The sequence below is a fragment of the Paraburkholderia lacunae genome, from assembly GCF_003353175.1.
GTDB lineage: Bacteria > Pseudomonadota > Gammaproteobacteria > Burkholderiales > Burkholderiaceae > Paraburkholderia > Paraburkholderia lacunae.
Genome location: NZ_QHKS01000005.1, coordinates 243,853 through 270,762, shown reverse-complemented (window position 1 = coordinate 270,762; position 26,910 = coordinate 243,853). Strand labels below are relative to the sequence as shown.

Here is a 26,910-nt window from a genome sequence, read left to right as displayed (position 1 = left end):
GCGCGCTCAGGGCTGCGCTATTGAAGAAGATGACGGCGAGAAGGTTTGCCCGGACGTATGTGCCGTGCCACCCGCTCACCAGTTCCACAGCGTCCCGTCTTCGAGACGCGCGACCGGCAGATAGGCGGGGTCGTACGGATAACGCGCGGCAGCCGTTTCGTCGATATCGACGCCGTGCCCTGCCGCCTCGCCGGGATGCATCATGCCGTGATCGAAGCGCCATGCATGCGGGAACACCTCGAGCGCTTCCGCCGGAAAACCCATGTACTCCTGCACGCCGAAATTCGGCACCCACAGATCGAAGTGGAGCGCTGCGCCCATGCACACCGGCGACAGATCGGATGGGCCGTGGCAACCGGTGCGCACCTGGTATAGCGAAGCAAAATCGGCAATGCGCCGCAGATGCGTAATGCCGCCTGCGTGCGTCAAGGTCGCGCGGATGTAGTCGATCAGTTGCTCCTCGATCAACTGCTTGCAGTCCCAGATGCTGTTGAACACTTCACCGACCGCTATCGGCGTGACCGTATGCTCGCGAATCAGCCTGAAGCCGGCCTGATTTTCCGCGGGCGTCGGGTCTTCCATCCAGAACAGGCGATACGTCTCGACCGACTTGCCGAGACGCGCCGCCTCGATCGGGGTCAGACGGTGGTGGACGTCATGCAGCAAATGCGTATCGAAACCGAACTTGTCGCGCACCGCTTCGAACAACTTCGGCACGAAGTCGAGATACTTTTCCGACGACCAGCTCTGCTCTTCGACCGCGCCTTTGGTGGCAGGCTCGTACATGCCGCTACCTTTCGATACGCCGTACACCGAGCGCATATTCGGCACGCCGCATTGAATGCGGATGGCCCGATAGCCGGCTTCGATGTGTTCGGCGTAGCGATCGAGCGCCTCGGGAATGTCGCGGCCGGTGGCATGGCCGTACACCATCACGCCGTCGCGCGACGCTCCGCCGAGCAGCTTGTACAGTGGCATGCCCGTGACCTTGCCGAGAATGTCCCACAGCGCCATGTCGACGGCAGCGATCGCCGTCATCGTGACCGGACCGCGGCGCCAGTACGCGCCTTTGTACAGGTACTGCCAGGTGTCTTCGATACGGCCCGGATCGCGACCGATCAACAGCGGACACACGTGGTCTTGCAGATACGACGCGACCGCAAGCTCGCGGCCGTTCAGCGTTGCGTCGCCGATACCGTGCACGCCTTCGTCAGTGACGATTTTCAGTGTGACGAAATTGCGGCCTGGGCACGTGACGATCACGTCGGCGCGAACGATCTTCATGACATCTTCCTTGCAGAGGCGAGTTGCGGACCGCGCCATGCGGCGGCATGCAACTCGCAGCTTTTCGTGGCGGCTCTGGAGCGGTGGCCGAGCGGCGAAAGCACCTATGTCATGCATCACCGGAGCCGTGCGAACGATGCTACCATACAAGTATATCCAATCGTCAAATCAGGGTTTTCCCGCTAATCGACACCGTTTTTCAAACCCTTTTCAGGCCCTTGTTAAGCCCTTGTTAAGCCCTTTTCAAGCCCGTCCCCGCTCTCTGGATCGCCGCTCATGACATCTGCCGACGCCCTGCCGCGCCTCGCCCGCCACGCATTGCCCGCACTGGGAGCCCACCTGTTGTCACCGCAGTGGCGCGAGCCGCGCATCGGCATCGTGCATCTGGGCATCGGCAATTTTCATCGCGCGCATCAGGCGCTCTATACGGAAGAAGCCATGCTGGCCGCGGGTGGCGATTGGGGTATTTGCGGCGTGACGCTGCAAGGCGACCTCGGCAAGCGCGACACGCTCATGGCGCAGCAAGGTTTGTACAGCGTGGTCGAACGCGGGCCGCACGGCGCGAATGTGACGGTCGTGCGCGCACTGCGTGAAGTGCTGGCCATGCCGCACGATCACGCGGCGCTGTTCGCACGGCTTGCCGATCCACTGGTGCGAATCGTTTCGCTGACGGTGACTGAAAAAGGCTATTGCCGCGACCCGAAAACGGGCGAGGTCGCGCTCGACGATGCCGCCGTCGCACACGATCTGGCACACCGGCTCGCGCCGCGCACGGTGCCGGGCATTCTCGTGGCCGCCTTGCGCGAGCGGCGTGACAGTGCGGGCAATGCCGGCACTGCGCACGGCAAGCCGTTCACCGTACTGTCATGCGACAACCTCGCGCATAACGGCGCCGCGCTGCGCCAGGTGGTCTGTTCGTTCGCACGGCAACTCGATCCGTCGTTGGCCGACTGGATCGCCGCCGAGGTCGCGTTTCCATCGACGATGGTCGATCGCATCGTGCCGGCCACCACCGGCGCCGAACGCGCCACGGCCGCCGCCGCGCTCGGCTATCGCGACGCCGCGCCGGTGCCATGCGAGCCGTTCCGGCAGTGGGTGATCGAAGATCGTTTTCCGGGGGGACGTCCCGCGTGGGACGCGGTCGGCGCGCAACTCGTCGGCGACGTCACGCCGTTCGAGCTGGCGAAGCTGCGCATGCTGAACGGCACGCATTCGACGCTTGCGTATCTGTCGATGCTGGGCGGCTTCGGTACCATCGACGCGGCGATCGCCGACCCCGCCATGCGCAATCTCATTCACGCGATGATGACGCACGAAATCGCGCCGACCCTGATCGTGCCCGCGTCGTTCGATCTGCTCGCGTACCGGGACGCACTGCTCGAGCGTTACGCGAACCCGGCGCTCAAACATCGCTGCGCGCAGATCGCCATGGACGGCAGCCAGAAGATTCCACCGCGTCTGCTCGGCACAATTGCAGCCAGGATCGAGGCGGGCCAGCCGTTCACGCGTCTGGCGCTGGCAGTCGCTGCATGGATGATGTTTTTACGTGGCCATGCGGACGACGGCACACGCTACGAAATCAGTGATCCGCTTGGCGATAGGTTGACAGCGCTCGCGGCGTCGGCGCGTGGCGAGCCTCAGGCGCTGCTCGCCGCGTTGTTGTCCGTGCGGGAAGTGTTTCCGGCGCATCTCGCCGCGCAGCCGCGCTTCACCACCGCGCTTCACGACGCGCTGCACTTGCTCCACGAAAACGGCGCACGCGGCGCGACGGCCGCTTCGCAATGAACGCGTTGCTGGCCGCGAGCGTCCGGACCGTCAGGCGTTCAGCCCGGCTCACAGCGCCAGACCGGCGCTCCCAGCGGTAGGCTCGACGTCGCCACCTTCCGCGCCCGCTTGCGCGCGGCGCTCCTCTTCGAGCTTCTGCGTGTCGAGCAGGTCCTGGTAGCTCAGATACGCACAACGGCCGCCGGATTTGGCCGCGTACATCGCTGCGTCGGCGTTGAGCAGCAACGCCTCGGCAGTGGCGCTGTCGAGCGGAAACTGGCTGATGCCGATGCTGGCGCCCACCGTCAGGCAATGCCCGTCGATCGGCAACGCCTCATTCAGCGTGTCCATGATCCGCACCGCGATCCTGGGCGCCGCATCGGCGGACCGCGAGCCTTGGATCAGCACGATGAACTCGTCGCCGCCCAGCCGAGCCACGAGATCGCCGGCGTTCAGCCCGTTTCTCAGACGCCGCGCCACCGCCACGAGCACCTTGTCGCCGACGGAATGGCCGAACCGATCGTTGATCTGCTTGAAGCGGTCCAGATCGACGAACAGCACGGCCAGCCGTTCGTCACGCCGCGTCGCCTCCTCGATCGCCGCCTCGAGCTTCTGCATGAACAACATGCGGTTGGGCAGACCGGTCAACATGTCGTGCGTGGCGAGATGAACAAGTTCATGTTGCTTGTTATGCAGCACATCCATTTGCGATTTGATTTCGCGGCGCAGACGATCGAAGCAGCGCGCCAGTACGCCGATTTCGTCGGTGCGTTTGAGCGGCAGCGTTTCCATCGAGTGTCCGGCAAACAGATGGGTCGCTGCGTGCGACAGAATGTGCAAAGGCTTGGTGAGCGCGCGGGCAAACAGGATCGCGAGCAGAAGCGCCAGCGCGCTCGAAATCAGCACCATCCGGATGATCCGGCCGCCCAGCAGGTTGGCGCCGGAGAGCACATCGTCGAGCGGCTTGGCGAGACCCAGCACGATGAAGCGATTGCCTTCGGCCCCGCCGAACGGCCGGCGAACGAACGCGAGCACCTGGCCTGCGTCCTGCCCCGAGCGCGCCCGACCGTTCAGAAGTACTTCGCTTTCGGACTGCTCGAAGAGCGGCCGGGTGGCGGCAAAACTGTCCTGCATCAAGAAGCGCCGCCCCTTGTCGAAGCCGAACGTTTTCGACGCATCGGGATGGACCAGGAAATCGCCCCACTCGTTGGCGAGATAGACCTGATAGTTGCGCGGCAGGTCGCTCTGCAACCGTTTGAGCAATCCGGCGAGGTCGATGTCGAGAACCACGGCGCCCACCACCGCGCCGCGTTCGTTCGCCACCGGCGTGCCGAGCCGCAGCGTCGGTTTGCCTTCGGCCGAATGCGCGCCGTACTCGCGATTGATCGTGATCGGCGAGGTGTAGATGCGCTCCGGCGGCAAGGCGAGCGTATCGAACACGTACGCGAACTGGCCTTTCTCCTGCAACGCGCGCCCCTCGACGCGCAGCGTATGCCTCGCGTCTCGATCGAAACGGATCAGCTCCAGCCCGTAGTGCTCACGGGTGATCAGACGGATCTGCAAATATTCGGGGTGGTGCGTCATGAAACTGGCAAACACCTGTGCCAGACTTTCGCGCGGCGCATTCGGGCCAAGACCGTCGTCGGTCTGCGCGACCTCGGCCGCGGACGGAATGCTGCCGAGCACCTGTGCGTCGGCAGCGGCATCGTCGATCGCCGCTGAAAAGCGCTGGCCCAGCAGTTCCGTCGAGGTCAGCAGGCTGTGTTCGGCTTCGTTCACCAGCATCGTGCGATTGGCACGATACGCGTAATAGCCGGTCGCGCCAGACGCCAGCACACCAATGCACGCAAGCAGCACCGACAACTTGAACGTCAGGCCTGGACGCATCATCAAAAGCGCTCCGAGCGGTCTCCCGACACGATTTTGCGCCACAGCTCCTCGCGCCGCTGGATGTCCTCTACCGGGCCGATCCAGACGATGCGCGCGTCGTCGCGGTATTCCGCGGGCTCGGTCAAGGTGTTGGCGAGCCCCTGGCGCTGGGTCAACAACTCGCTGACGTCCGGTTCGAGCATGTAGTTGATCCACGCGAGCGCAAGCGGACGATCGGCCGCCGAACGGGTCATCGACCAGCAGTCGAGCCACGCGAGCGCGCCTTCGTCGGGAATCACATAGCCCACGTCCGCGCCGGCGCGACGCAGCAAAGCGACCTGCTGGGTGCCATAGTTGCCGAACATCAAGGCAGCCTTGTGTCGAATGAAGAACGCGGTCGCCTCTTCCGGCAGGGTGTAATACGTCAGCAAGTTGCGGCGCAACTCGACCAGCTTGTGGGCGATTACCCGCATCTGCGCGGCATCGAGCTGAAAGGGATGAGCATAGCCCAGTGCCAGCGCCGTGAACGAGAAATTATGCTGGGCGCTGTTGAAGTCGAGAACCTTGCCGCGGTAACGCGGGTTCCACAATTCGCGCATCGAGCGCGGCGCAACGGCAATCTGCTTGCGATCATAGATCAGTCCCATCGACGAATAGGTGAATGGAATGGCGTACACCTTGCCCGCCGCCGTCAATCCCGGAATCGACGACAGCGCCTGAAAACGCGGCAATTGTCGTCGGGTATTGGGCAGACTGGCCAGATCGAGCGGCGTCAGCAGATTCGCGCGGGTATAGCGCTGGATTTCGGCGGTATTGGCTGCCAGCACGTCGAATTGCGGCGCGTCTTTGGTGTGCATCTGGTCCCATAGCGCCTCGTCGGAATCGACCAGCGTGACTTCCACCTTCGCATGGAAACGCGCTTCGAAAGCTTTGACCACGTCGCCGTCCGCATACCCCGGCCATGCCAGCACGCGCAGAACCTTCTCGTCGGCGGCAACCGGCGCGGCAGATAAAAGGCTAGCGCAGAAAACGGCGCTCAGCAGCAGTGTCAAAAATCCGGGAAAAAGCGTCGTTGCGCGATGGATCCGGGGGCCGGCCATCCGGGCGCCGGGCATCCGGGGGCCGGCCATCCGGGCGCCGGGCACCGGCTGCGATTCGCGGCTGGAAAGATGGGTTGCCACCGTGCACTTCATCTGCCCTCCAAATCGTGTGCATTCCATCAACATCGCCCGGCGCAATGCCGTGACGACGAGCGTCTACCGAAAGGCGGCAGTTGGCCGCCGGCAGGGTGTCGAATGACTTCGTTCAGACAGATAAGCTCGTCGACGCTGTATGGCAGGCGCGCAGCGCGTCGATGATAGCGCCAGGGAGGGCGTTGTTGGCCAGGTCTCGCCGGCACCGGCGGGAACAGGCTACCGGCAGGATGCACGCAACGGCTCGCCTCGCGCTTACTTATGTATAACGGATGGCCGCACTGGATCTTTAATTGGATCGGGTCGAGGGAACGGTCGAAGCGCAAGCCTTGGCGCGCCTGACATGGCACCGCCAGGGATGAACCCGCGGATTCGTTCGGCAACGGGCAGGAGGCAGGGAGCGCGAAGGGAATAGCAAGGTGATTTTCACAGCCAGCCTGATAGTCAAGCTGGTCTGCGCCGAAATCCGCTTCGAATCCACACACTAGCCAAGTTCTTTACAGCACCTTTACAAACAGCAAGCGATAGAAAGCCAAGCGATACGATTCGCATCAACGATGCAGTCAAATTACCGCCCTATTCAGGCTTTAGAAGCTATTCTCGTTCGCTATCCGGTGTTTCACTAGCTACCCAATCTTTTTGAACTGGTAAGCTTGGCGCGCGCTACCGGCCGCCCCGGCCGGCAGACTCAACCAGGTCCGGTCGTAAGTCGTGCCGGACGTCCCGCTACGGCACAACCGCATGCGGGAGAATTTGAACTACACCGAGGAGTAAAACAGTGAAAAAACTGCTAGCGGCTTTGACGGTCGCTCTGCTTGCCACCGTCTCGATTGGCGCACACGCTAAAGATTGGTCGACTATCCGTTTCGGCGTTGACGCCAGCTATCCTCCGTTTGAGTCGAAGGGCTCGGACGGCAAGCTCGCTGGTTTCGATATCGACCTCGGCAATGAAATCTGCGCACGCCTGAAGGCCAAATGCGTATGGGTCGAAAACGACTTCGACGGCATGATCCCGGCACTGAAGGCGAAGAAGTTCGACGGCGTGCTGTCGTCGATGTCCATGACGCCGCAACGCGCCGAGCAGATTGCTTTCTCGTCGAAGCTGTTCAACACGCCGACGCGCCTCGTCGCGAAGAAGGGTTCGGGCATCATGCCGACGGCCGATTCGCTCAAGGGCAAGTCGGTAGGCGTCGAGCAGGGCACGATCCAGGAAACCTACGCAAAGACTTACTGGGAAGCGAAGGGCGCGAAGGTCGTGCCGTATCAGAACCAGGACCAGGTCTACGCCGACTTGCTGTCGGGCCGTCTGGATGCAGCGTTGCAAGACGCGGTGCAAGCTGACATCGGCTTCCTGAAGACGCCGCGCGGCGCGGGCTTCGAGTTCGTCGGCAAGGATCTGGAAGATCCGAAGATCCTCGGCAACGGTGCCGGCATCGGCATGCGCAAGGAAGACACCGATCTGAAGGCGAAGGTCGACAAGGCGATTGCCGACATCATCAAGGACGGTACGTACAAGAAGCTCGAGAAGAAGTACTTCGACTTCGACGTGTACGGCGGCTAATACGGCAGCCGACCCAGCGTGGCGTGTCTGAAGGCGCGCCGCGCGAGGCAACGTAACCAGGACGGGCCCCGCCACACGCGGGGCCCGTTTTGTTTGCAAGACCCTCCGCACGATACAGCGCAAAACCATCCGCCCCGCCATATCGGCTAAGATCGTGCGATCGAGGCGCCGCGCGGACGGCCCGCCGCAAACCGACCACGAGACAATCTTCCCCCTGTAATCAACGACATAGCGCGGCCGCCCCACTTGCCAGCGCACCTGAAAACCATGCAAACCCGAACCCATCCGCTGATCGCACCGACGCTCGGCACCGCCCGCAACCTGACGAGTTTTCACTACGGTCCCGGCGGCGGGCAGAAGATTTACATCCAGTCGTCGCTGCATGCCGACGAGTTGCCCGGCATGCTGGTGTCCTGGGCGCTGCGCCGCAAGCTCGCCGCGCTCGAAGCCGTCGGCAAGGTGCGCGGCGAAGTCGTGATCGTGCCGGTGGCGAATCCGATCGGCCTGAATCAGCACTTTCTCGGCCACCTGAGCGGCCGCTTCGAAACCAACACCGCGCAGAACTTCAACCGTAACTTCTACGACCTGTCGGCGCTTATACAGCCGCGCATCGAGGCGCGCCTGAGCGGGGACATCGACGCCAATCGCCTCGCGATCCGCGCGGCGATGCGTGAGGCGCTCGACGAGCAAGAGCCGGATACCGAGCTTGAATCGCAGCGTCTCGCGCTGCAAAAGCTGTCCTACGACGCCGACGTCGTGCTCGATCTGCATTGCGACTGGGAAGCCGCGATGCACCTCTACACGAACCCCGATCTGTGGCCGGAAGTCGAGCCTCTCGCGTGCTATCTGGACGCGAAGGCGTCATTGCTCGCGCTGAATTCGGTGGGCAATCCGTTCGACGAAATTCACAGCTTCTGCTGGTCGGATCTGCGCGGCCGGTACGGCGAGCGCTTCCCGATTCCGAACGGCGCGATCTCGGTGACGATCGAACTGCGCGGCCAGCGCGAGGTGTCGTACGAATACGCCGAGCGCGATGCACAGGCGATCATCGAGTACCTGACCTCGCGCGGCGTGATCGAAGGGACGCCCGCCCCGCTACCTGCGCTCGAATTCGCCGCGACGCCGCTCGCCGGCGCCGAGCCGCTCGTCGCGCCGATCAGCGGCGTACTGGTGTACCGCTGCGAAGTCGGCACCTGGGTCGATGCGGGTACGGAAATCGCCGATATCGTCGATCCGCTGACCGATCGCGTCGTGACCTTGAAGAGCGGTGTGGCCGGCGTGTTGTACGCACGGCATTTGACGCGCTTCGCGACGGCCGGCCTGGAGTTCGCACGCATTGCCGGCGCGAAGGCGTTCAGAAGCGGCTCGCTGTTGAGCAATTAATCAAACCGGATCGCTCAGAACGCCGGAATGATCGCGCCTTTGAATTGCGTATCGATGTAGCGGCGCACCTCGTCCGATTCATAGGCCGCCACCAGTTTCTTGACCCACGGCTGATTGCGGTCCTGCGCACGCACCGCGATCAGATTCGCGTACGGACCCTTGAGGTCTTCGATCGCGATGGCGTCTTTGGTCGGCTGCAGGCCGGCTTTGACCGCGTAGTCGGTATTGATCGACGCGGCGTCGAGGTCGCCGAGCGCACGCGGCAATTGCGCGGCGTCGAGTTCGACCAGCCTGATCTTCTTCGGGTTGTCGGCGACGTCGAGCGGCGTCGCGTTGACGCCGTTCGTGCCGACGCCCGGCTTCAGCTTGATCACGCCGTACTTCTGCAGCAACAGCAGCGCGCGGTTGCCGTTCGACGGATCGTTCTGGATGCCGACCTTCGCGCCCTCGGGCAAGTCCTTCAGCGACTTGAGCTGGTTCGCGTAGAAGCCCATCGGCGCAACATAGGTCAGGCCGACATTGACGATCCTGTAGCCGCGCTGCCTGATCTGGCTGTCGAGAAACGGCTGGTGCTGAAAGCCGTTGGCGTCGAGGTCGCCCGCGTCCAGTGCGGCATTCGGCTGCACGTAGTCGTTGAATTCGATGACCTTCACATTCAGTCCTTCACGCGCGGCGACCTTGGTCACCACCGACCAGATCTGTGCATCCGGGCCGCTCATCGTGCCGATCCTGAGTTGTTTGCCGTCCGCGTGCGCAAACGTTGCCGTCAGCGAAACGGCGGCGATGGCGAGCAGATTCTGAATGATTGTCCGGCGTTGCATGCGTTCCCCCACAAGCGGTTCTGATGGATAGGCGCGCATCGTCGCATGCGGCCGCGGCGCCCTGAAACCAATCATTTTTCATACGCATAGCCGCGCGAAACCGAAAAAGCTTATGCGCGGGCGGCCTGCGTGATTTCCGATAGCGAAGCTATGTGAGTGTCGCTGAGTGTCGCGCTGGCACGACAGGTCGCAAATATAACCAAAGCTGTCACAAACCTTACTCTGCATTCCCTTAAATTTCGGCCCATCGCACGACCTTGCCGGAGAGCCGGCGTCGCGATCGCTTAATTTTTCATCGGAGAATGTCTTGAACAAGAAACTATTGACCGCCGCTACTCTCGCCGTCTTCGCCAGCGCCGCCCATGCGCAAAGCAGCGTCACGCTGTATGGTTTGATCGATGCCGGTATCAGCTACGTGAACAACTCCAAGTCGGGCACCAGCCACGACAAGCTCTTCAAGTACGACGACGGCGTTGCTCAAGGCAGCCGTTGGGGCCTGCGTGGTACGGAAGACCTCGGTGGCGGCCTGAAGGCGCTGTTCGTGTTGGAAAACGGCTTCAACAGCGGCAACGGCACGCTCGGCCAGGGCGGCGCGCTCTTCGGTCGTCAAGCGTACGTCGGTCTGTCGAAGAACGACATCGGCTCGCTGACGTTCGGTCGCCAGTATTCCTTTTCGACGGACTACCTGGGCGGCAACTACTCGACCGGTGGCCAAACCGTCGCGGGTAACTACGCTTATCACATCAACGACGTCGACCAGTTGACGTCGAGCCGCATCAACAACGCGGTCAAGTTCAGCAGCTCGAATTTCGCGGGTCTGACCTTCGGCGCGATGTACGGCTTCTCGAACCAGGCTGGCGCATTCGCCGGTTCGCCGGCAAGCGGCACGGTCGCGGCACCGGTCGCAGGTTCGTCGCGCGCATACAGCTTCGGCCTGAACTATGCGAACGGCCCGTTCGGCATCGGCGCGGCGTACACGGACATCCGTTACCCGAGCCAATCCACGCCCTCGTTCTCGACGACCATCGCCAATGTGTCGACGGGCAGCGTCCGCGATCTGCGCACGTTCGGCGTCGGCGGCCGTTACTCGATCGGTGCAGCGACGCTGTGGGCGTTGTACACGAACACGCGCTTCGAGCCGATCACGGGCGGCACGACGACGTTCGCTGCATACGAAGCTGGCGCGAAGTACGCGTTCACGCCGGCACTGACGGCAGGCGCAGGCTACACCTACATGCACCTGAGCAACGCCAACACGGGCCACTGGAACCAGGTGGACCTGAGCGTCGACTACGCGCTGAGCAAGCGTACGGACGTGTACGCACTGGGTATCTACCAGATCGCCGCAGGCCACAACGGCACGCAAGATCTGCAAGCGCAGATCGGTTCGAGCACGAGCTACTTCAGCACGTCGGGCACGGGTGCGGACAACCAGCTGGCCTTCCGCGTCGGTATCCGTCACAAGTTCTGATCGCGTGTTGTCGGCGGGAAGCGCGAGCTCCCTGCTGTCCCGAGGTTTTGAAAAACGCCCTGCGGGGCGTTTTTCTTTTGGAACGCGCTTTCTCTGACGCATCGATTGGGGCTCTGATGTGATGAACGACTCCCGCGCTTCGAGGACGCCGCTATGCCGCGCCAGAGGGTGTTACGCGCCTCCCTCAGACATCACCTGAAGCGTCTCGCCTTTCCTCTGCCACGAAAGCGTAGCGAGTTGAGCCAACTCGAGTGCCTTGACGCCATCATCGATTGTCGTACGCACAGGTGTGCCGGTGGTCAGCGCCTCGACAAAATGTGCCATTTCCGCGGCATAGGCCTGCCGATAACGCTCGAGAAAGAACGGCTCCGGCACGTCGACCGACACGGCATTGGCCGACCAGCCAGTCACTTCGGTGGGCCGCACATTGCCTGCCTGCAGCATACCCTTGCTGCCGAGCACTTCGAAGCGCTGATCGTAACCATAGGCGGCCCGGCGCGACGTGTTGATCTGACACAGGAGTCCGCGTTCGGTGCGGATCGTCACCGCAGTCGAATCAATGTCGCCCGCATCCTGAACAGCCGGATCGGTCAGGCAACTGCCGGTCGCGTGAAGCGTTTGCGCCTCGTCGCCCAAGATCCAGCGGAACACATCCAGATCGTGGATCAGCATGTCCTTGAAAATGCCACCTGAGCTCTTGATATAGTCGACAGGCGGCGCACCCGGATCCCGGCTCGTAATGATCAGCATCTCCGGGTCGCCGATCTCGCCACGCTCGATGCGCGCCTTGAGCGCCGCGAACGTCGGATCGAAACGGCGTTGAAAGCCGATCATGCAGGTCACACCATTGCGGGCAACCGCCGCTGCGCTCTCACGCGAACGCTCGACTGTCAGGTCCACGGGCTTTTCGCAAAACACTGCTTTGCCTGCATTCGCCGCGCTGATAATCAGATCCGCATGGGTATTCGTACTCGACGCGATGACAACGGCGCCGACCGAAGGGTCACCCAGCGCGCCTTCAACGTCCGTCACTTTCGCGCCGTATATCTGCGCGAGCGCCTGCGCCGAAGGCACGTGCATGTCGACCACATACTTGAGCCGCACGCCCGCCTGACGTACGAGGTTCTCTGCGTGAATCTTACCGATGCGGCCGGCTCCGAACAAAGCAATGTCAATCATCGTATTCTTCCGTTTAATGGATTTCGTCGAAATGAAACTCTTGCCCGTGGGCAAGAGCTGTAAATAGCGCCTGACGTCAACACACCTGGTTAGAACGAGTGGTTGATGCCGATATAACCACCGGTTTGCGAACGCCCCGGCAATGGGTTGTCGAGATTGTCGTTATTCAGACCGGGGTTGTTGTTCACCACAGAAAAATTCGACCCGCTCGCGTTGCGCACGTGCGCAACCGTCGCATACAGGAGCGTGCGCTTCGACAGGCTGTACGTCGCACCAGTCGCGAACATCGTTGCGTGGCCGGACGGATCGTGCGTCGCGTCTCCCGCACCAGACCCGACATGAATGTAGTAAACAGCGCCGTTGAGCGTCAGCGCAGGCGTCGGCCGGTATTGCCCGCCGAGCCAATAGTGATCCGCGCTGCGCGCGAGACCGGCAGGCGTGTCCGGCGCGCTGAGATGCGTGTAAGCGGCCTGCAGCGTGAACGCATTCACATACAGGTTGGCGCCGACGAAGAACTCCCGTGAGCTGGTAAATACGTTGCTCATGCGCCCGCTCGAGTCCCGCAATTCGTCGTACATGCCTCGAAGCATGAAAAGCGAGTTCTTGTATGTCAATTGCACCCCATCGCTGCGCCCCGCTTCGCCGGTCGCCCCGCTGTTGAATGCGCCGGCCTGATTGCCGAGTGCATACTGCACATGCGCACTGAAACCACCAATAGAGGGTGATTGATACTCGATGTTGTTGCTCGTGATCGGCACATTGCGGCTTCGAACGAGTGCGGTAGACGAATAGGCCTGCTGCACCATCGGGTCCGCGTCCCACTGATCGTTCGCAATGAACAGATTGCGTCCCATCTGAAGCCGCCCGTACTGCTCGCTGTTGAGACCGACCAGTGCCTTGCGGCTAAAGAGACGCCCGCCGCTACTGCCGGCGGTTCCCGACATCAGGTTCGTACCCGATTCGAGATTGAAAATGACTGCCAGCGCCCCGCCCAGGTCCTCTTTGCCGAGCAGCCCAAACCGGCTCGCCCCAAAATCGCTGCTTTCAGCGCGCAAACGCGAAGCAGTCGTGCCAACGCCGGTCTGCACCTGGCTGAGAAAATCGAACCCGGCGTCCGCGACGCCATAAAGCGTCACTGAATTTTGTGCTCGCGCTGTCGCACCAGCGAATGAACATGCACCGATCAGTACACCCAAAAATACATTTTTCATCGTGTCTCCTTAACCATGATTGTTTGTTGTATAAAAACCGCCGCCCGCATCGTCGTATGCCGCGATGCTTTGTCTTTTAACGCGGGGGACGGTCGGACCTACATCGTCGGCATTGCAAACTCTGCGCCGTGTGCGCGACCGCCTAGCCAGCGTTGCGTAACGGCCTTTTGCCGTGTGTAAAAACGCACCGCCTCCGGACCATGCGCATGGTGATCGCCAAGAAGACTCTTCTTCCAGCCACCAAAGCTGTGGAACGCCATCGGCACAGGAATGGGCACGTTGACGCCAACCATGCCGGCCTGTACCAGATGACTGAACTCGCGCGCCGCCTCGCCATCGCGGGTAAAAATCGCCGCGCCGTTGCCGTATTCGTGTTCATCGACGAGCGCCAATGCCGTGGCGAAATCCGCAGCGCGGACGATGCAGACCACCGGCCCGAAGATTTCTTCGCGGTAGATCTTCATATCGGGTGTGACATGATCGAACAGCGTGCCGCCGAGGAAAAATCCCCGCTCATGACCGGGCACCACCCGCTCGCGTCCGTCGACGACAAGCAGCGCGCCCTCCGCTAGGCCCGATTCGATATAGCCGACGATCTTTTCGCGATGCTGCGCGGTAACGACCGGTCCCATTTCGCTGGCAGCCGCCGTTCCGGGTCCGACGCGCAATTCGCGCACGCGCGCCGCAAGCTTATCGACCAGTGCGTCGCCGATCGACCCCACCGCGACGGCCACCGAAATCGCCATGCAACGCTCGCCGGCCGCGCCGTAGCCGGCGCCCATCAATGCATCCACGGTGCGGTCCAGATCGGCGTCCGGCATCACCACCATGTGATTCTTCGCACCGCCCAACGCCTGCACGCGTTTGCCGTTCGAGCAGCCGCGCGAGTAGATGTATTCGGCGATTGGCGTCGAACCGACGAAGCTCACCGCCTTGACCTTCGGATGGTCCAGCAGCGCATCGACGGCTGACTTGTCACCCTGCACGACGTTGAACACACCGTCCGGCAACCCCGCTTCCTGCAGAAGTTCGGCAAGCAGCACGCTGGTTGTCGGGTCGCGTTCGGACGGTTTCAGGACGAAGGTATTGCCACACGCGATGGCCATCGGAAACATCCACATCGGCACCATCGCCGGAAAGTTGAATGGCGTGATACCCACGCCGACGCCGAGCGGTTGTCGCATCGTCCATCCGTCGATGCCTTTGGCGATCTGCTCGGTATAGTCGCCCTTCAACAGTTCGGTGATGCCGCACGCGTACTCCACCACTTCGAGGCCGCGAATCACCTCGCCTTTCGCATCGGACAGAACCTTGCCGTGCTCTGCCGTAATCGTCGCGGCGAGCCGGTCGAGATTGCGTTCGATCAGTTCCTTGAAACGGAACATGATGCGAGCACGCTTGAGAGGCGGTGTCGCCGCCCATGCCGGGAATGCCGTTGCGGCCGCTGCCACCGCGGCGTCGACGTCGGTTTTTGAAGCAAGCGCGACGTGCGAAGCAATCTCACCGGTCGCGGGGTTATAGACGGGCGCCAGACGCTCGCTCGAGCCTGACTTATGCTTGCCGCCGATAAAATTAGCGATGACTGTCACGCCACCTTGAAAAGACGTACCGATTCCTGCCGCTTCCATAAGGCATCCTTAGAACATAGGGGGATAAATCAACTAGGGAACTGAGCGTCCCAGCTATCGCGACAACATCCACTCGTGAGCAGGATCGTTCTTGAAGTGCCACGCACGCTTCGGCCCGGCCATCACGTTCAGGTAATAGCCGTCGTAGCCATGCGGCATCACCACCGGGTGATAGCCGCGCGGCACCATGACGACGTCGTGATCCTCGACTGCCAGCGCTTCATCGATGTCGCGCGCGTCGGTATAGACACGCTGGAAGACAAAGCCTTGCGGCGGATTGAGGCGGTGGTAATAGGTTTCTTCCAAGTAGCTTTCCACCGGTATGTCGTCGACGTCGTGCTTGTGCGGGGGATAGCTCGATGCGTGCCCCGCCGGTGTCAGCACCTCGACTACCAGCAACGACTCGGCGGGTTCGGTTTGAGGAAGGATGTCGCAGACGTAGCGCGTATTCGTTCCACTGCCGCGCACCGAACGGGCAATCGTGTCAGGTTCGATCAGGCGAGCTTCGTACCGTCCCTTGGCCGGCGCGCTGGCCAGCGCGATTTCGGCATCGTCGTGAGCATCGATCGTCACCGCGGTGTGCGGCGGCACATAGACCGCATACGGCGAGCGCGCCTCGAACACGCTGCGGCGCGCGCCGATTCCTTTCCATGTCTGCTGCGGGGTGCCGACGCTGACGATACCCGCGAGCACGACCACACACACTTCGGTCACGCCGGTATCGAACGTCAGATGCCCGCCACGCGCGAAGCGTTGAGCGGCAAACCCAACGTGAAGCCAACCGGCGCTAGCAGGCGTCACTGTGACAATCTCGCACCCCGTGGGCTTTCCCTTGACGAGCAGGCTCATGCGGCCTCCCGCCGGGCCGCCCCAAGGGAGGCAGCGGCCCCCCTGGGGGGCAGCGAACGAATGTGAGCGTGGGGGTCGTTCATCATGCCTCCCGCCGGGCCGCCCCAAGGGAGGCAGCGGCCCCCTTGGGGGGCAGCGAACGAATGTGAGCGTGGGGGTAGTTCACGCGCCCTCCTGTTGCGCGGTGACGCGATCAACCTGCGCACGCAGATGCCGGTAGCCGCTTTGGGCGTACTCGAGGCTTGGCGCCACTGCCGGGTCCTGCTCGGCTTCGACGACGAGCCAGCCGCGATAGCCGTGATCACGTAGTTGCCGAATCAAGGGCGCGAAGTCGATCGCTCCGTCGCCCGGCACCGTGAAGGCGCCGTTGATCACCGCATCGAGGAAACTCCATTGACGGTTGCGCGCAATCTCCACGATCTGCGGCCGGACGTCCTTGAAATGGACATGGCAAACGCGTGCGATATGCCGGGTGAGCATAGCCAGGGGCGTGGCGCCGCTGAATGCCGTCTTACTGCCGCCGAACGCCGCATGGCCGCTATCGAACAGCAAGCCGACGTCGTCGCAGGTGAGCGCCATCAAACGGTCGACGTCTTCGGGTGTTTCGACATAGGCGCCCATATGATGGTGATACGCAAGACGCACACCGTGCGAAAGCGTATACCGCGCCAGCGTATCCAACCGGTCCGCGTAGCGCCGCCACTGCTCGTCGGTAAAAAACCGCGGGCGTTTGAAGAGCGGAACGTTCCGTTCGCCCTGAATCGAGCCGGCGGCCTCACCGTAGACCATCACCTTCGCGCCGCCCTGCGCAAGCAGTGCGAGATGAGGACCGAGTGCTGTGATTTCCTCATCGGCGCAACGGTCGGCAAGACGCCCCGAGTACCAGCCCGAAACCAGCTCGAGCTTATGACGCGACAGCACCTCGCGCAACGCGCGCGGTTCGCGCGGAAACTTGTTGCCTAGTTCGAACCCCTGATAGCCGATTTCACGGCCCTCGGTGAGCGCGGTATCGAGCGGGGTCTCGCCCCCGAGCGAAGGCAGATCATCGTTGAACCACGAGATCGGATTGATGCCGATTTTTACGTCGAAGGCGTTCGTCATAGCGGGCTCTTTTGCTGTTGCTTGTTCTGTTCATAATCCGCGCGCGCCGCACGGACCTCGTCGCGTGCGGACACTTCGGGTACCGCGACTTCCCACCAGCAGCCGCCTTCGGCCGTCGTGCGGGCGGGGTCCGTGTCGATACAGATCACGTAAGTGCGATCGGAATCGCGTGCACGCTCAAGCGCGGGTTCGAGTTCAGCGAGGTTCGCCACGTGTTCGGCGCGCGCGCCGAGAGACGCGGCATGGGCGGCGAAGTCGATCCGCGGCGCACCGAGCGGCCCCTGAACACAGTCGGCCAGAAGATTGTTGAACGGTGCGCTGCCGCACGCCTGTTGCAGACGATTGATACACCCATAGCCGCGGTTATCGAGCACGACGATGATGAGCTTCGCACCGAGCATCACCGACGTGGCGATCTCGCTGTTCATCATCAGATAGCTGCCGTCGCCGACCATCACGATCACGTCGCGATCCGGCTGCGCCAGCTTGACGCCCAGGCCGCCCGCGATCTCGTAGCCCATGCACGAGTAGCCATACTCCACGTGATAGCCGCCCGGCCGCGCGGTGCGCCATAGCTTATGCAACTCCGCAGGCAACGTGCCCGCCGCGCATACGACGATATCGTGCGACCGCGAATCGGCATGCGAACGCTGCACTGCGCCGATCACGTCGCCGTCGTACGGCAGTTGTTCCGGTGCGAGTTCGCGCCGGGCGGTGATCTCGCCGACCGTTGCGCGCCAGTTGTCCGCCGCTGTCCACGCCCTGTCCTGCCACGCCGCACAGCTTCGCCATGCACTCTTCATTTCAGGCGTCGCAGCGGACAGTTCACGCGACAGCGCATCGAGCGCGAGCCGCGCGTCGGCGAGCAGTTCCACACCGCGCGCCTTGCCCGCATCGAACGCATTCACGTTGATCGTCACAACGCGCGCTTGCCCGAACAGCGAATGGGAGCCCGTGGTGAAGTCCTGCAAGCGCGTACCGATGGCGATCACGACATCCGCTTCCCGAGCAAGCGTATTGGCGGCTGGTGAACCGGTGACGCCGACCGAGCCCAGTTGCAGCGGATGATCCCAGCACAACGCGCCTTTGCCGGCTTGCGATTCACACACGGGCACGCCGTGCCGCTCACAAAACGCGCGCAGCGCGGCGCTGGCCCGTGCGTACAGCACGCCGCCGCCGGCCACGATCAGTGGACGCTGCGCGGCGCGTATCGCCGCGGCTGCCGCAGCCAGTTGATCCTGGGCCGGTGGCAGTGCACGAAAATTCACGACGGCCGGCTCGAAGAATTCGACCGGATAGTCGTATGCATGCGTCTGCACGTCCTGCGGCAACGCCAGCGTGACCGGGCCGCAGAGTGCCGGATCGGTCAGCACGCGCACCGCCCGCGGCAACGCGCTCAGCAATTGCTCCGGCGCGACGATCCGGTCGAAGTAGCGCGACACTGGCTTCAGGCAATCATTCGCGGAGAGGGTCGCGTCGTGAAAGTCCTCGATCTGCTGCAACACTGGGTCAGGCGCGCGTGACACGAAGGTATCGCCGGGCAACAGCAGTACCGGCAAACGATTCACATGCGCGAGCGCCGCCGCGGTAACCAGATTGGTGGCGCCTGGACCGATCGACGACGTGCACGCCATCATCCGGCGCCGCATATGCGCCTTCGCATAGGCAATCGCAGCGTGAGCCATGGCCTGCTCATTGTGCGCACGCAAAGTGTGCAATGCGTCACGCTGCTGATACAGCGCTTCACCGAGCCCTGCAACGTTGCCGTGCCCGAAGATCGCGAATACGCCGCCAAACAGCGGGACCGGTGCGGCGCGCTCATCGTCGGCTGGCGCACGCAGCGCGGCCAGATACTTGACGAGCGCCTGAGCGGTAGTCAGTCGGACGGTGCGCGTCATGCGGCTTGCTCCTCGCGCGCGGCGTGCGCGACGTGGTTGCGGGAAGCCCGCCACAGGTCGATCAACGTCTCGAAGTTGCTGCGCACCTGATCGATCAGCATCCGATCGTCGATCTCGCCAGCAAGCCAGGCCCGGCCCGGTTCCTGGAAGATCGTGCGGCCCACGGTAAACCCGCGGCATGTCGTGCTCGAGCGCGCCGCCTCGAAGCCTTCAGCCAACTGGGCAACCGGCGCATTCAGACCCAGCAGCACGACGCCGCGGCAGTACGGATCGCGCTCTTCGATCAGCGCGTCGACGTCGCGCCATGCGTCCGCGCTCATCGGCTCCAGCTTCCACCAGTCGGGATAAATGCCGAGGTTATAGAGGCGCTTGAGCGCCCGAAGCACCGTATCCTGCGTCTGCGGACGATCCTTCGTCGGAATCACTTCGAGCAGCAGTTCGTGGCCACTTGCCTGCGTCGCGTCATAGAGCGCGCGGAGCTGGGTTTCCTGTTCCAGCCGGTGTAGCGGTTCATCGTCAGGATGGTACTGAACCAGACATTTGACGATGTGTTCACCGGGCCAGCTCGTAAGCGCCGTACCGATCGAGCGCCCATGTTCGAATTCCAGCGGTTTCGATCCGGGCAACTCGACGGGACGGCCGATCCACCAGCCGTGGCCCGTTGCTGCGTTCAAGGCATCCTGTCCATAGCGATCGTCGATCAGCACCGCGATCCGGCCGGCGTAGCTACCGGCCACTTCGGTTTCTTCGACTGCCCACACGAAGAGCCGCTTGAGCGTAGCAATGCGCGCCTCATCGGCACCGGCGCGCTGCGCCATTTCGAAGAACTGGTTGCGATGATCGAACGCGAAGCCGAGCACTTCATCCCAGCGCCTGCGCGGCACGCTCACCCGATGTAGACGCGCGAGCGCCGCGTCCTGGTCGGGGCGGCGCAAACGGGCGGCATTGGCGAGGAAGTAATCCAGTTCGGCCGGTGTCGGCATTGCTGGCGCACACGCGTGGCGCGATACGACGAGCGCGCCGCAGGCATTCGCATAGGCGCAGCACGTTGCATAATCAGCGCCGGTCAACCATCCTTTGAGAAAGCCGGAGATAAACGCGTCACCCGCACCGAGTACATTCATTACCTCGACCTCAACGCCGCGAAAATGCCGGTCTCCGTCAAGGTCTGCCGGAATCTCGCCGTCGATCACTGTGCAGCCCAGCGGCCCGCGTTTGACGACCAGCGTTGCCGCACTCACCGCGCGGACCGAACGCAGTGCCTGCAGCAGATCTTCGGCGCCGCCAGCAATGCAAAACTCCTCTTCCGTGCCGACGATCAGATCGAACTTCGGCAAGATGCCACGCAGATGCGCGCTCACGCTGCCGTCGGCGATAAAGCGCGTCTCGCCGTCAGCCTTTCCCGTCAAGCCCCACAGCACCGGGCGATAATCGATATCGAGCACGGTGCGCACGCCGTTGCGCCGGGCGTAATCGAGCGCCGTCATGCTCGCGCGATGCACCCCTTCAGTCGAAAAGTGCGTCCCGGTAATCAGCAGTGCCTTGCTAGACGCGATGAACGCTTCGTCGAAATCCGCCTCATCGATCGCCATGTCCGCGCAGTTTTCGCGGTGAAACACAAGCGGGAAGGTACTGCGATCTTTCAGACCGAGCAGCACGAGCGCCGTCAGCCGCTCCATGTCGGTCTTCACGTGGCTGACGTCGCAGCCTTCCTGAGCCAACGCGTCGACGAGGAAGCGGCCCATGTGGTCATTACCGATGCGCGAGAGCATGGCCGACTTCAATCCAAGGCGGGCGCAGCCGAACGCGATGTTGGCCGACGAGCCCCCAAGGTAGCGCGAGAAGCTGGTGACGTCTTCCAGTCGTGCGCCGATTTGCTGCGCATAGAGATCGACGGCGAGCCGCCCCAGACAGACGATGTCCAGTGGCCGGTCTGCTGCGAAGGAGGTGAGATGGTTCATATGCGATTGCACCGAGATAGAGGGCGAATGGATAGCGTTGCCTAGCGAGCGCGCCGCTTGCGGTATTGGTCGGCGATCACGGCCGCGACAATGATCATTCCCTTGACGATTTCCTGGATGTACGAGTCGATCCCGAGAAAGGTGAAGCCGCTGGAAATCACGCCGAGGATCAATGCGCCGATTACCGCGCCAGTGATCCGGCCCACGCCGCCCGCGAGACTGGTGCCGCCGATCACGGCCGCGGCAATGGCGTCGAGTTCATATGACATGCCCATGCCGGACTGGCTCGTCTGCGCGCGCGCCGACACGACCACCCCGGCCAGCCCCGTCAACAGCCCTGCAATCGTGTAGACGGCCACCAGATTGCGCCCGACGCTAATGCCCGACACGCGCGCCGCCTGCACATTGCCGCCGATCGCATACAGGCATTTACCGAAACGCGTGTAGCGCAACACGATGTGGAAGACGAGCGCGGCCAGCAGAAAGATCGCCACCGGTTTCGCGCCGCTGCCAATCGCGGAGTACGCGTCAGTGAACATGCTGATGGGCTGGCCGTGCGTGTAGTAGCGCGCCAGTCCACGGGCCGACACCATCATGCCGAGCGTGACGATGAAAGGCGGCACTCCCGTGCGCACGATCAACGAACCGTTGATCAGGCCGCACATGCCGCCCGTCAGCACACCCACCGCGACCGGCACGAGCACCGGCAGATCGACGAGCCCAGGAAACACCGTGCGCCCGAAACCCGATGTCTGCGCGAGGCTGCCCGCAATCATCGCGGATAGCGCGACCACGGACCCGGACGACAGATCGATGCCGCCCGCGATGATGATCATCGTGACGCCCACCGCGATCAGCCCGATTTCGGACACGCGCAGCACCATGATCAGGAGGCCCTGCGGGTTGTAGAGAAACGATTGGCCGCGCTCGATCCAGCCGAGTGCTTCGAAGATCAGCGCAATGCCGAGCAGCACCAGCACGATGCTGGTCTCCTGCGGCAGGCGCCAGGTGCGTGGAGCGGGACGATGGATATCGGGAGTGAGGATCGCTGAGTTACGCATGATTGTCTCCAGTGTCGACCGGAGTTACCGCTTTAGCGGTTACTCCGGTCCCATGCAAGTTGGTTGCTGCAGTTACCGCTAATTCAGGCTGCTCGCCGGAAGCGAGCGCCATGATGGTTTCCTGCGTCGCGCCCGCGCGAGGCAGAATGCCGCTGACGGTGCGCTCGTGCATCACCACGATCCGGTCGCTCATGCCCATCACCTCGGGCAGTTCCGACGAGATCATGATGATCGCGACACCCTCTCTTGCGAGCTGCGTGATCAGCGTATGAATCTCCGCCTTCGCGCCGACGTCGACGCCGCGCGTCGGTTCATCGAGGATCAGGATCTTCGGTTTGTTCAACAGCCAGCGCGCGAGCAGCACCTTCTGCTGATTGCCGCCGCTCAGGTTCTCGATGATTTCGTGCAGGCCGGGTGTCTTGACCTTCAACTGACGGCACATGTCGGCGCATGAAACGTTCACGCGCTTTTGCCGGACGAAGCCCAGCGCACAATTGCGGCGCAACGCCGAAATCTGCATGTTTTCGCCGACGGAAAGCTGCAGGAACAGGCCAGTGCTCTTGCGATCCTCGGTGAGAAACGCGACACCAGCGGCAATGGCCTGTTGCGGAGAGCGAATCGCGCGGCGCTTGCCGTCGAACAGCAATTCGCCTTCGTCCGCCGGATAGATGCCGAAGATCGACTCCATCACCTCCGTGCGCCCGGAGCCCATCAAACCGGCCACGCCGAGAATCTCGCCGTACCGCAGGTCGAAGCTGACGTTCGAGAAGGCGCCGCGGCGGCCGAAGTTGCGCACGGCAAGCGCCACTTCACCGATCGAAACTTCCATCTTGGGAAAGACCTGCGTGAGTTCACGGCCCACCATCGCTGCAATCAGCGATTGCTTGTCGAACTCTTTCGCCGTACTCGTCACGATATGGTGACCATCCCGGAAGATCGAAATATCGTCGGCGATCTGAAACACCTCATCCATCTTGTGCGTGATGTAGATGATCGCCTTGCCTTGCGCCTTCAACTCGCTGATGATCCGGAACAGATGCTCGACTTCCCTGTCGGTGATCGCCGAGGTCGGTTCGTCCATGATCAGCAGATCGGAGTCGAAGGACACAGCCTTGGCGATTTCCACCATCTGGCGGTTCGCAATGCTCAGCTCGCCGATTAACACCTGCGGATCGATCTCGATGCCGAGTTGCGCGAACAGTTCGCCGGTGCGCCGGTTCAGCATGCGATGGTCGATCAGACCGAGCAGATTGCGCGGTTCGCGGCCGATCCAGATGTTCTCCGCCACCGTCATGTATGGCAGCAGATTCAGCTCCTGGTGAATCATCGCTATACCGCGGTCGAGCGCGTCGCGCGGTGACTTCAGCGCAATCGGTTTGCCTTTGAAATGCAGCGAGCCGTCATCGGGAAAATAAACACCCGCGATAATTTTCATCATCGTCGACTTGCCGGCGCCGTTTTCCCCCATCAGCGCATGCACCCGGCCGGCGTGGATGTCGATCGACACGTCGTCGAGCGCGATCACGCCGGGAAAGGCTTTGCGAATCTTGCGGGCCGCGAAAACCGGTTCGCGCGCCGCCGACGTAGTGGCGTGTTCCGCCCGAGCGGCCAGCGCTCTCATGGTGAGATCTGACATAGTGGCACTCCCTCTGTGGATGAAACGGGGCGCGCGCGGCGGCGCCCCGAGGTCATGCGGCCTATTTGTTCAGAAAGCTCTTGTAGTTGTCCGGTGTGACGAGTTGATAAGGGATCCAGTCTTCTTTGGGCACGCTCTTGTCGCCGCCGGCCACCTTGATCGCGGTATCGACCGCAGCCTTGCCCTGCCCTCGCGCGTCCTGGAACACGGTGACAGCGAGATCGCCCTTGGCCATCGCGTTCAAAGCTTCCTTGGTCGCATCGACCCCGCCGACCAGCACGCTCTTCGGCGAGACGCCGGCCTGCTTCATCGCAATCAACGCGCCGAGCGCCATCTCGTCGTTGTTCGCCGCGATCGCATCGAACTTCTTGCCGGAACTCAGCCACTGGCTCATCAGGTTGATGCCCTGGCTGCGGTCGAAATTCGCAGTTTGCTCTTCGGCGATCTTGATGCCCGGATTCTTCGCGACGATATCCTTCACCCCGCGCGTACGGTCCCGCGTTGCATCGGTCGACAGCTCACCGAGCATGATGGCGATAGTGCCTTTGCCTTTGAGTTGCTTCGCGAGGTAATCCATTTGCAGGTGCCCGGCCACGAGACTGTCCGAACCGACGAAATACGCGCCGCTGCCCATCGGCTCGTCCGGCTTGCGATTGACGTAGACGATCGGAATGCCGGCCTTGCGTGCGGTGTCGGTCATTCGTTTTGTCGCCGCCGCGTCGGCGGGATTGACGATGATCGCCGCCACCCGCTGCGACACGAAGCTCTCGACCTGGCTGACCTGCCGTCCCACGTCACCTTGCGCATCCTCGAAGTCAAGGTTGATGTCTTTGTGCGCTTTACCTTCGGTCGCCATTGCGTCGCGCACCGTGGTCAGGAAGTTGTCGTCGAAGTGCGCCATCGAGACGCCTATCGTCGTGCTTGCCATAGCGGAAACCGGCAGCACCGTTGCGAACGACAACGCGAGCAGGGATCGGGTGAGAAATTTCATTGACATGTCTCCTATCAGTTGATTGAACCCGCGCGGCCTATCGGTCTGATGCCAAGGTCCGCGCGGCAAACTTTCATGCGGCGGTCACGTTCTCCATCTTGTTCTATGCGTGCCGTGAGCACGCCTGCTATGCGGCCTTGCGCGCCTGTGCCGACTCGACGCTCGCGCGGATATAGGCGATGCTGTCGCGCAAGCGGCTTTCGATGTCGTCAGCGCGGGCAATTTCCTCGGCGAACGGCTCGAACGACACATGGCCGCGATAGCCGCGCGCAAACAGCGTGGTCAGCTGACGGATGTTGCCGAGCTGATCGGCCGCGCCGACCAGCACACGATGTCCGTCGCGCATCTGTCCGACTGGCAGGCCGCTATCCTCGACGCCCGAAACGTGGATGAGGCCCGTGAGGTCCGGAAAGAAGATGTCTTCGCCCGACAGGTGGTGATGAAACGTATCGTGCACAAGCCGGAAATGGTGCTCGCCTGCCGCGTCGTAAATAGCCTTGACCGCATCGGATTTGCGGCGCAACGCGCATTCTTCGAAGCCGAGCGGTTCGATCAGACCGAGCAGGTCGTGGTCGTCGAGGATCGGCTTCAGTTGCCTGAGCGCATTAACCAGATCGGCGTGACGCTCGTTTGCCGTGCGCTGATCCTGCCGGCTGTTGGTCGGGCACAGGACAATCGCGCGAGCTCCGCAGTCGGCGGCATAGCGCGACAATGCCAGTGCTTCCTTCGCGCGCTTCGCGTCGAAGCGTTCAAAGCGTTGCAGCGCGTTGATCGACAGGATCGTCAGCCCCGCCGCCGCGCTAAGCGCCTTGATATCGCTGGCAAGCGTGCCGTCGTTGATCTCGACGCCTTCGAGGTCGTTGCGGATCTCGATCGCATCGACCGCGAGGCGCTGGCAAAGCGCGGCATAGTCGGCGAACGCCAGCCGCGGTGCGCTCATGCGGTTCAGGGAGAATTGCAGTGCTGCGTCACTCGTCAATGTCATGTGTGTCTCCAGTTATAGCGAACGGATGTGTTGTCTTTCAGGTTCATGCCGTTACGGCGGTTTGTCCGGTGATTTGCGCGAGCCATGTGTTGCGCAGCCACGCGGCACACGCGACGTTGTTCTCGAAGATCGAATACCCCGCACCGCCGCCGTAGTCGGCAAACGGGATGAACTCGCAACTGATGTGCTGCGGCGTGGCAACACTGCCCTGTACGCGCGCGTTGAGCAGATGCCGTACCGCGTTCTTCCACGGCAGGAGCGCTGCCTCATCCCAGCTGCCGTCCCATTGAGCCGCGGCGGGACGCACAAACGGATATTGAATGCCGCGGCCTGGTCTGCCGTCAGGGCGGCGCATGCGGGAATTGCGCGGGTTGTTCGGTATGACGCTGCGCGCGTGGGCGTGATGAACCCAGCCGCGCGCGATCCACTCTTTGAAGATCGCATCGGGCGCCGCAGGATCGAGCACGATCTCGCCCGCCTCGACCAACGTTCGTATCCGTGACGCATCGAGCTCTTCCTCATTGCCGATCTTGAAGATCAGATGCGAATGATCGAGCGTGAGGCGCAGTGCAATGCCATCCCGTGCCAGCAGTTCGCCCACCTGGGCGACGCGGGTGAAATCTTCGTTCCACATGTCGACGTGAACTTCGAGGCTCGGGAAGCAGCCAGTCGGGGCGGCCCACTCACATGCCTGCACGTAGAACCTCGCGACCTCCGCATCGGTGAGCCGATGTCCATCGGCATGATTCGCGAAGAGCTGGCAATTCAGTACCTTCGAGCCGAAGCGCGGCGCCCACTCGATCACGTGCCGTAGATGCGCTTCGTCACGACCCGCACAGAAGATGCCGCCGATCACGCGAACCGGCAACGCGTAGCGCTCGCTCAACTCGACATAGCGCTCGAGTGCAACGCCCTCAGGCGGATTCATCTCAACGTAATCGAATACGTCCGCGTCGGCGATCATGCGGAATTGCGTTTCAGCGTCGACGGACGGCATGTCATCGCGATGCAGCACGCCGTCGATATTGACGCCGATGTGAAGAGTGGGGTTCATGGTTTCTTTG

At 62.5% G+C, this 26,910-nt stretch carries 20 protein-coding genes; 4 read left to right on the top strand and 16 right to left on the bottom strand.

What is annotated here, in order from left to right; translation table 11 throughout:
- Positions 1-75 precede the first annotated feature (75 nt).
- Positions 76-1,284: a D-mannonate dehydratase ManD gene (gene manD / locus DLM46_RS09685; protein WP_115100541.1), complete on the bottom strand. Its 1,209-nt coding sequence runs from the start codon at positions 1,282-1,284 to the stop codon at positions 76-78.
- Positions 1,285-1,560: 276 nt separating this feature from the next.
- Here manD and DLM46_RS09680 point away from each other — a divergent pair, with 276 nt between their 5' ends.
- The gene (locus DLM46_RS09680) at positions 1,561-3,069 is read left to right on the top strand and encodes a mannitol dehydrogenase family protein (protein ID WP_115100540.1); all 1,509 of its coding nucleotides are present in this window, start codon (positions 1,561-1,563) and stop codon (positions 3,067-3,069) included.
- Positions 3,070-3,117: 48 nt separating this feature from the next.
- Here the strand turns inward: DLM46_RS09680 and DLM46_RS09675 are convergent, their stop codons facing one another.
- Complete coding sequence (locus DLM46_RS09675; protein ID WP_115100539.1) at positions 3,118-4,938, bottom strand: diguanylate cyclase domain-containing protein; 1,821 nt, start codon at positions 4,936-4,938, stop codon at positions 3,118-3,120.
- Entirely contained in the window at positions 4,938-6,017 is a 1,080-nt protein-coding gene (locus DLM46_RS09670) for an ABC transporter substrate-binding protein (RefSeq protein ID WP_244306042.1), read from the bottom strand. The genes DLM46_RS09675 and DLM46_RS09670 overlap by 1 nt, the downstream gene beginning before the upstream one ends.
- 871 nt (positions 6,018-6,888) lie before the next feature.
- Here DLM46_RS09670 and DLM46_RS09665 point away from each other — a divergent pair.
- The gene (locus DLM46_RS09665) at positions 6,889-7,671 is read left to right on the top strand and encodes an ABC transporter substrate-binding protein (RefSeq protein WP_115100538.1); all 783 of its coding nucleotides are present in this window, start codon (positions 6,889-6,891) and stop codon (positions 7,669-7,671) included.
- Between the two features lie 267 nt (positions 7,672-7,938).
- The gene (locus DLM46_RS09660; protein ID WP_115100537.1) at positions 7,939-9,054 is read left to right on the top strand and encodes a succinylglutamate desuccinylase/aspartoacylase family protein; all 1,116 of its coding nucleotides are present in this window, start codon (positions 7,939-7,941) and stop codon (positions 9,052-9,054) included.
- 14 nt (positions 9,055-9,068) lie between these two features.
- On the opposite strand, the gene DLM46_RS09655 is transcribed toward DLM46_RS09660, so the two are convergent.
- Entirely contained in the window at positions 9,069-9,875 is an 807-nt protein-coding gene (locus tag DLM46_RS09655) for a MetQ/NlpA family ABC transporter substrate-binding protein (protein WP_115100630.1), read from the bottom strand.
- Positions 9,876-10,182: 307 nt separating this feature from the next.
- Here DLM46_RS09655 and DLM46_RS09650 point away from each other — a divergent pair, with 307 nt between their 5' ends.
- Positions 10,183-11,346 (top strand): porin, encoded by a 1,164-nt coding sequence (locus DLM46_RS09650; protein ID WP_115100536.1) that lies wholly within the window; start codon positions 10,183-10,185, stop codon positions 11,344-11,346.
- Between the two features lie 171 nt (positions 11,347-11,517).
- Here DLM46_RS09650 and iolG read toward each other — a convergent pair whose 3' ends face one another.
- The 12 genes from iolG to DLM46_RS09590 form a co-directional block, all read right to left on the bottom strand.
- Entirely contained in the window at positions 11,518-12,525 is a 1,008-nt protein-coding gene (gene iolG / locus DLM46_RS09645; RefSeq protein ID WP_115100535.1) for an inositol 2-dehydrogenase, read from the bottom strand.
- 89 nt (positions 12,526-12,614) lie between these two features.
- Positions 12,615-13,736, bottom strand: a complete 1,122-nt coding sequence (locus DLM46_RS09640) for a porin (RefSeq protein ID WP_115100534.1) — start codon at positions 13,734-13,736, stop codon at positions 12,615-12,617.
- Between the two features lie 98 nt (positions 13,737-13,834).
- Positions 13,835-15,364, bottom strand: a complete 1,530-nt coding sequence (locus DLM46_RS09635; protein WP_115100533.1) for a CoA-acylating methylmalonate-semialdehyde dehydrogenase — start codon at positions 15,362-15,364, stop codon at positions 13,835-13,837.
- A gap of 54 nt (positions 15,365-15,418) precedes the next feature.
- Positions 15,419-16,213 (bottom strand): 5-deoxy-glucuronate isomerase, encoded by a 795-nt coding sequence (iolB, locus tag DLM46_RS09630; protein WP_115100532.1) that lies wholly within the window; start codon positions 16,211-16,213, stop codon positions 15,419-15,421.
- Positions 16,214-16,375: 162 nt separating this feature from the next.
- Complete coding sequence (gene iolE, locus DLM46_RS09625; RefSeq protein ID WP_115100531.1) at positions 16,376-17,314, bottom strand: myo-inosose-2 dehydratase; 939 nt, start codon at positions 17,312-17,314, stop codon at positions 16,376-16,378.
- On the bottom strand, positions 17,311-19,212 hold the full coding sequence (gene iolD / locus DLM46_RS09620) for a 3D-(3,5/4)-trihydroxycyclohexane-1,2-dione acylhydrolase (decyclizing) (RefSeq protein WP_115100530.1): 1,902 nt from the start codon (positions 19,210-19,212) through the stop codon (positions 17,311-17,313). Before iolD ends, iolE begins: the two co-directional genes overlap by 4 nt.
- Positions 19,209-21,173 (bottom strand): bifunctional 5-dehydro-2-deoxygluconokinase/5-dehydro-2-deoxyphosphogluconate aldolase, encoded by a 1,965-nt coding sequence (locus DLM46_RS09615; RefSeq protein ID WP_115100529.1) that lies wholly within the window; start codon positions 21,171-21,173, stop codon positions 19,209-19,211. Before DLM46_RS09615 ends, iolD begins: the two co-directional genes overlap by 4 nt.
- A 41-nt stretch (positions 21,174-21,214) precedes the next feature.
- Positions 21,215-22,234 carry an ABC transporter permease gene (locus DLM46_RS09610; RefSeq protein ID WP_115100528.1) on the bottom strand — a complete coding sequence of 340 codons (1,020 nt, stop codon included), beginning with the start codon at positions 22,232-22,234 and terminating at the stop codon, positions 21,215-21,217.
- Entirely contained in the window at positions 22,227-23,870 is a 1,644-nt protein-coding gene (locus tag DLM46_RS09605; protein ID WP_115100527.1) for a sugar ABC transporter ATP-binding protein, read from the bottom strand. The genes DLM46_RS09610 and DLM46_RS09605 overlap by 8 nt, the downstream gene beginning before the upstream one ends.
- A 61-nt stretch (positions 23,871-23,931) precedes the next feature.
- A complete protein-coding gene (locus DLM46_RS09600; RefSeq protein WP_208866256.1) occupies positions 23,932-24,861 on the bottom strand; it encodes a sugar ABC transporter substrate-binding protein in 930 nt (309 codons plus the stop codon).
- 127 nt (positions 24,862-24,988) lie between these two features.
- Complete coding sequence (locus DLM46_RS09595) at positions 24,989-25,846, bottom strand: TIM barrel protein (RefSeq protein ID WP_115100525.1); 858 nt, start codon at positions 25,844-25,846, stop codon at positions 24,989-24,991.
- Positions 25,847-25,889: 43 nt separating this feature from the next.
- On the bottom strand, positions 25,890-26,900 hold the full coding sequence (locus DLM46_RS09590) for a xylose isomerase (RefSeq protein ID WP_115100629.1): 1,011 nt from the start codon (positions 26,898-26,900) through the stop codon (positions 25,890-25,892).
- Between the last annotated feature and the right edge of the window lie 10 nt (positions 26,901-26,910).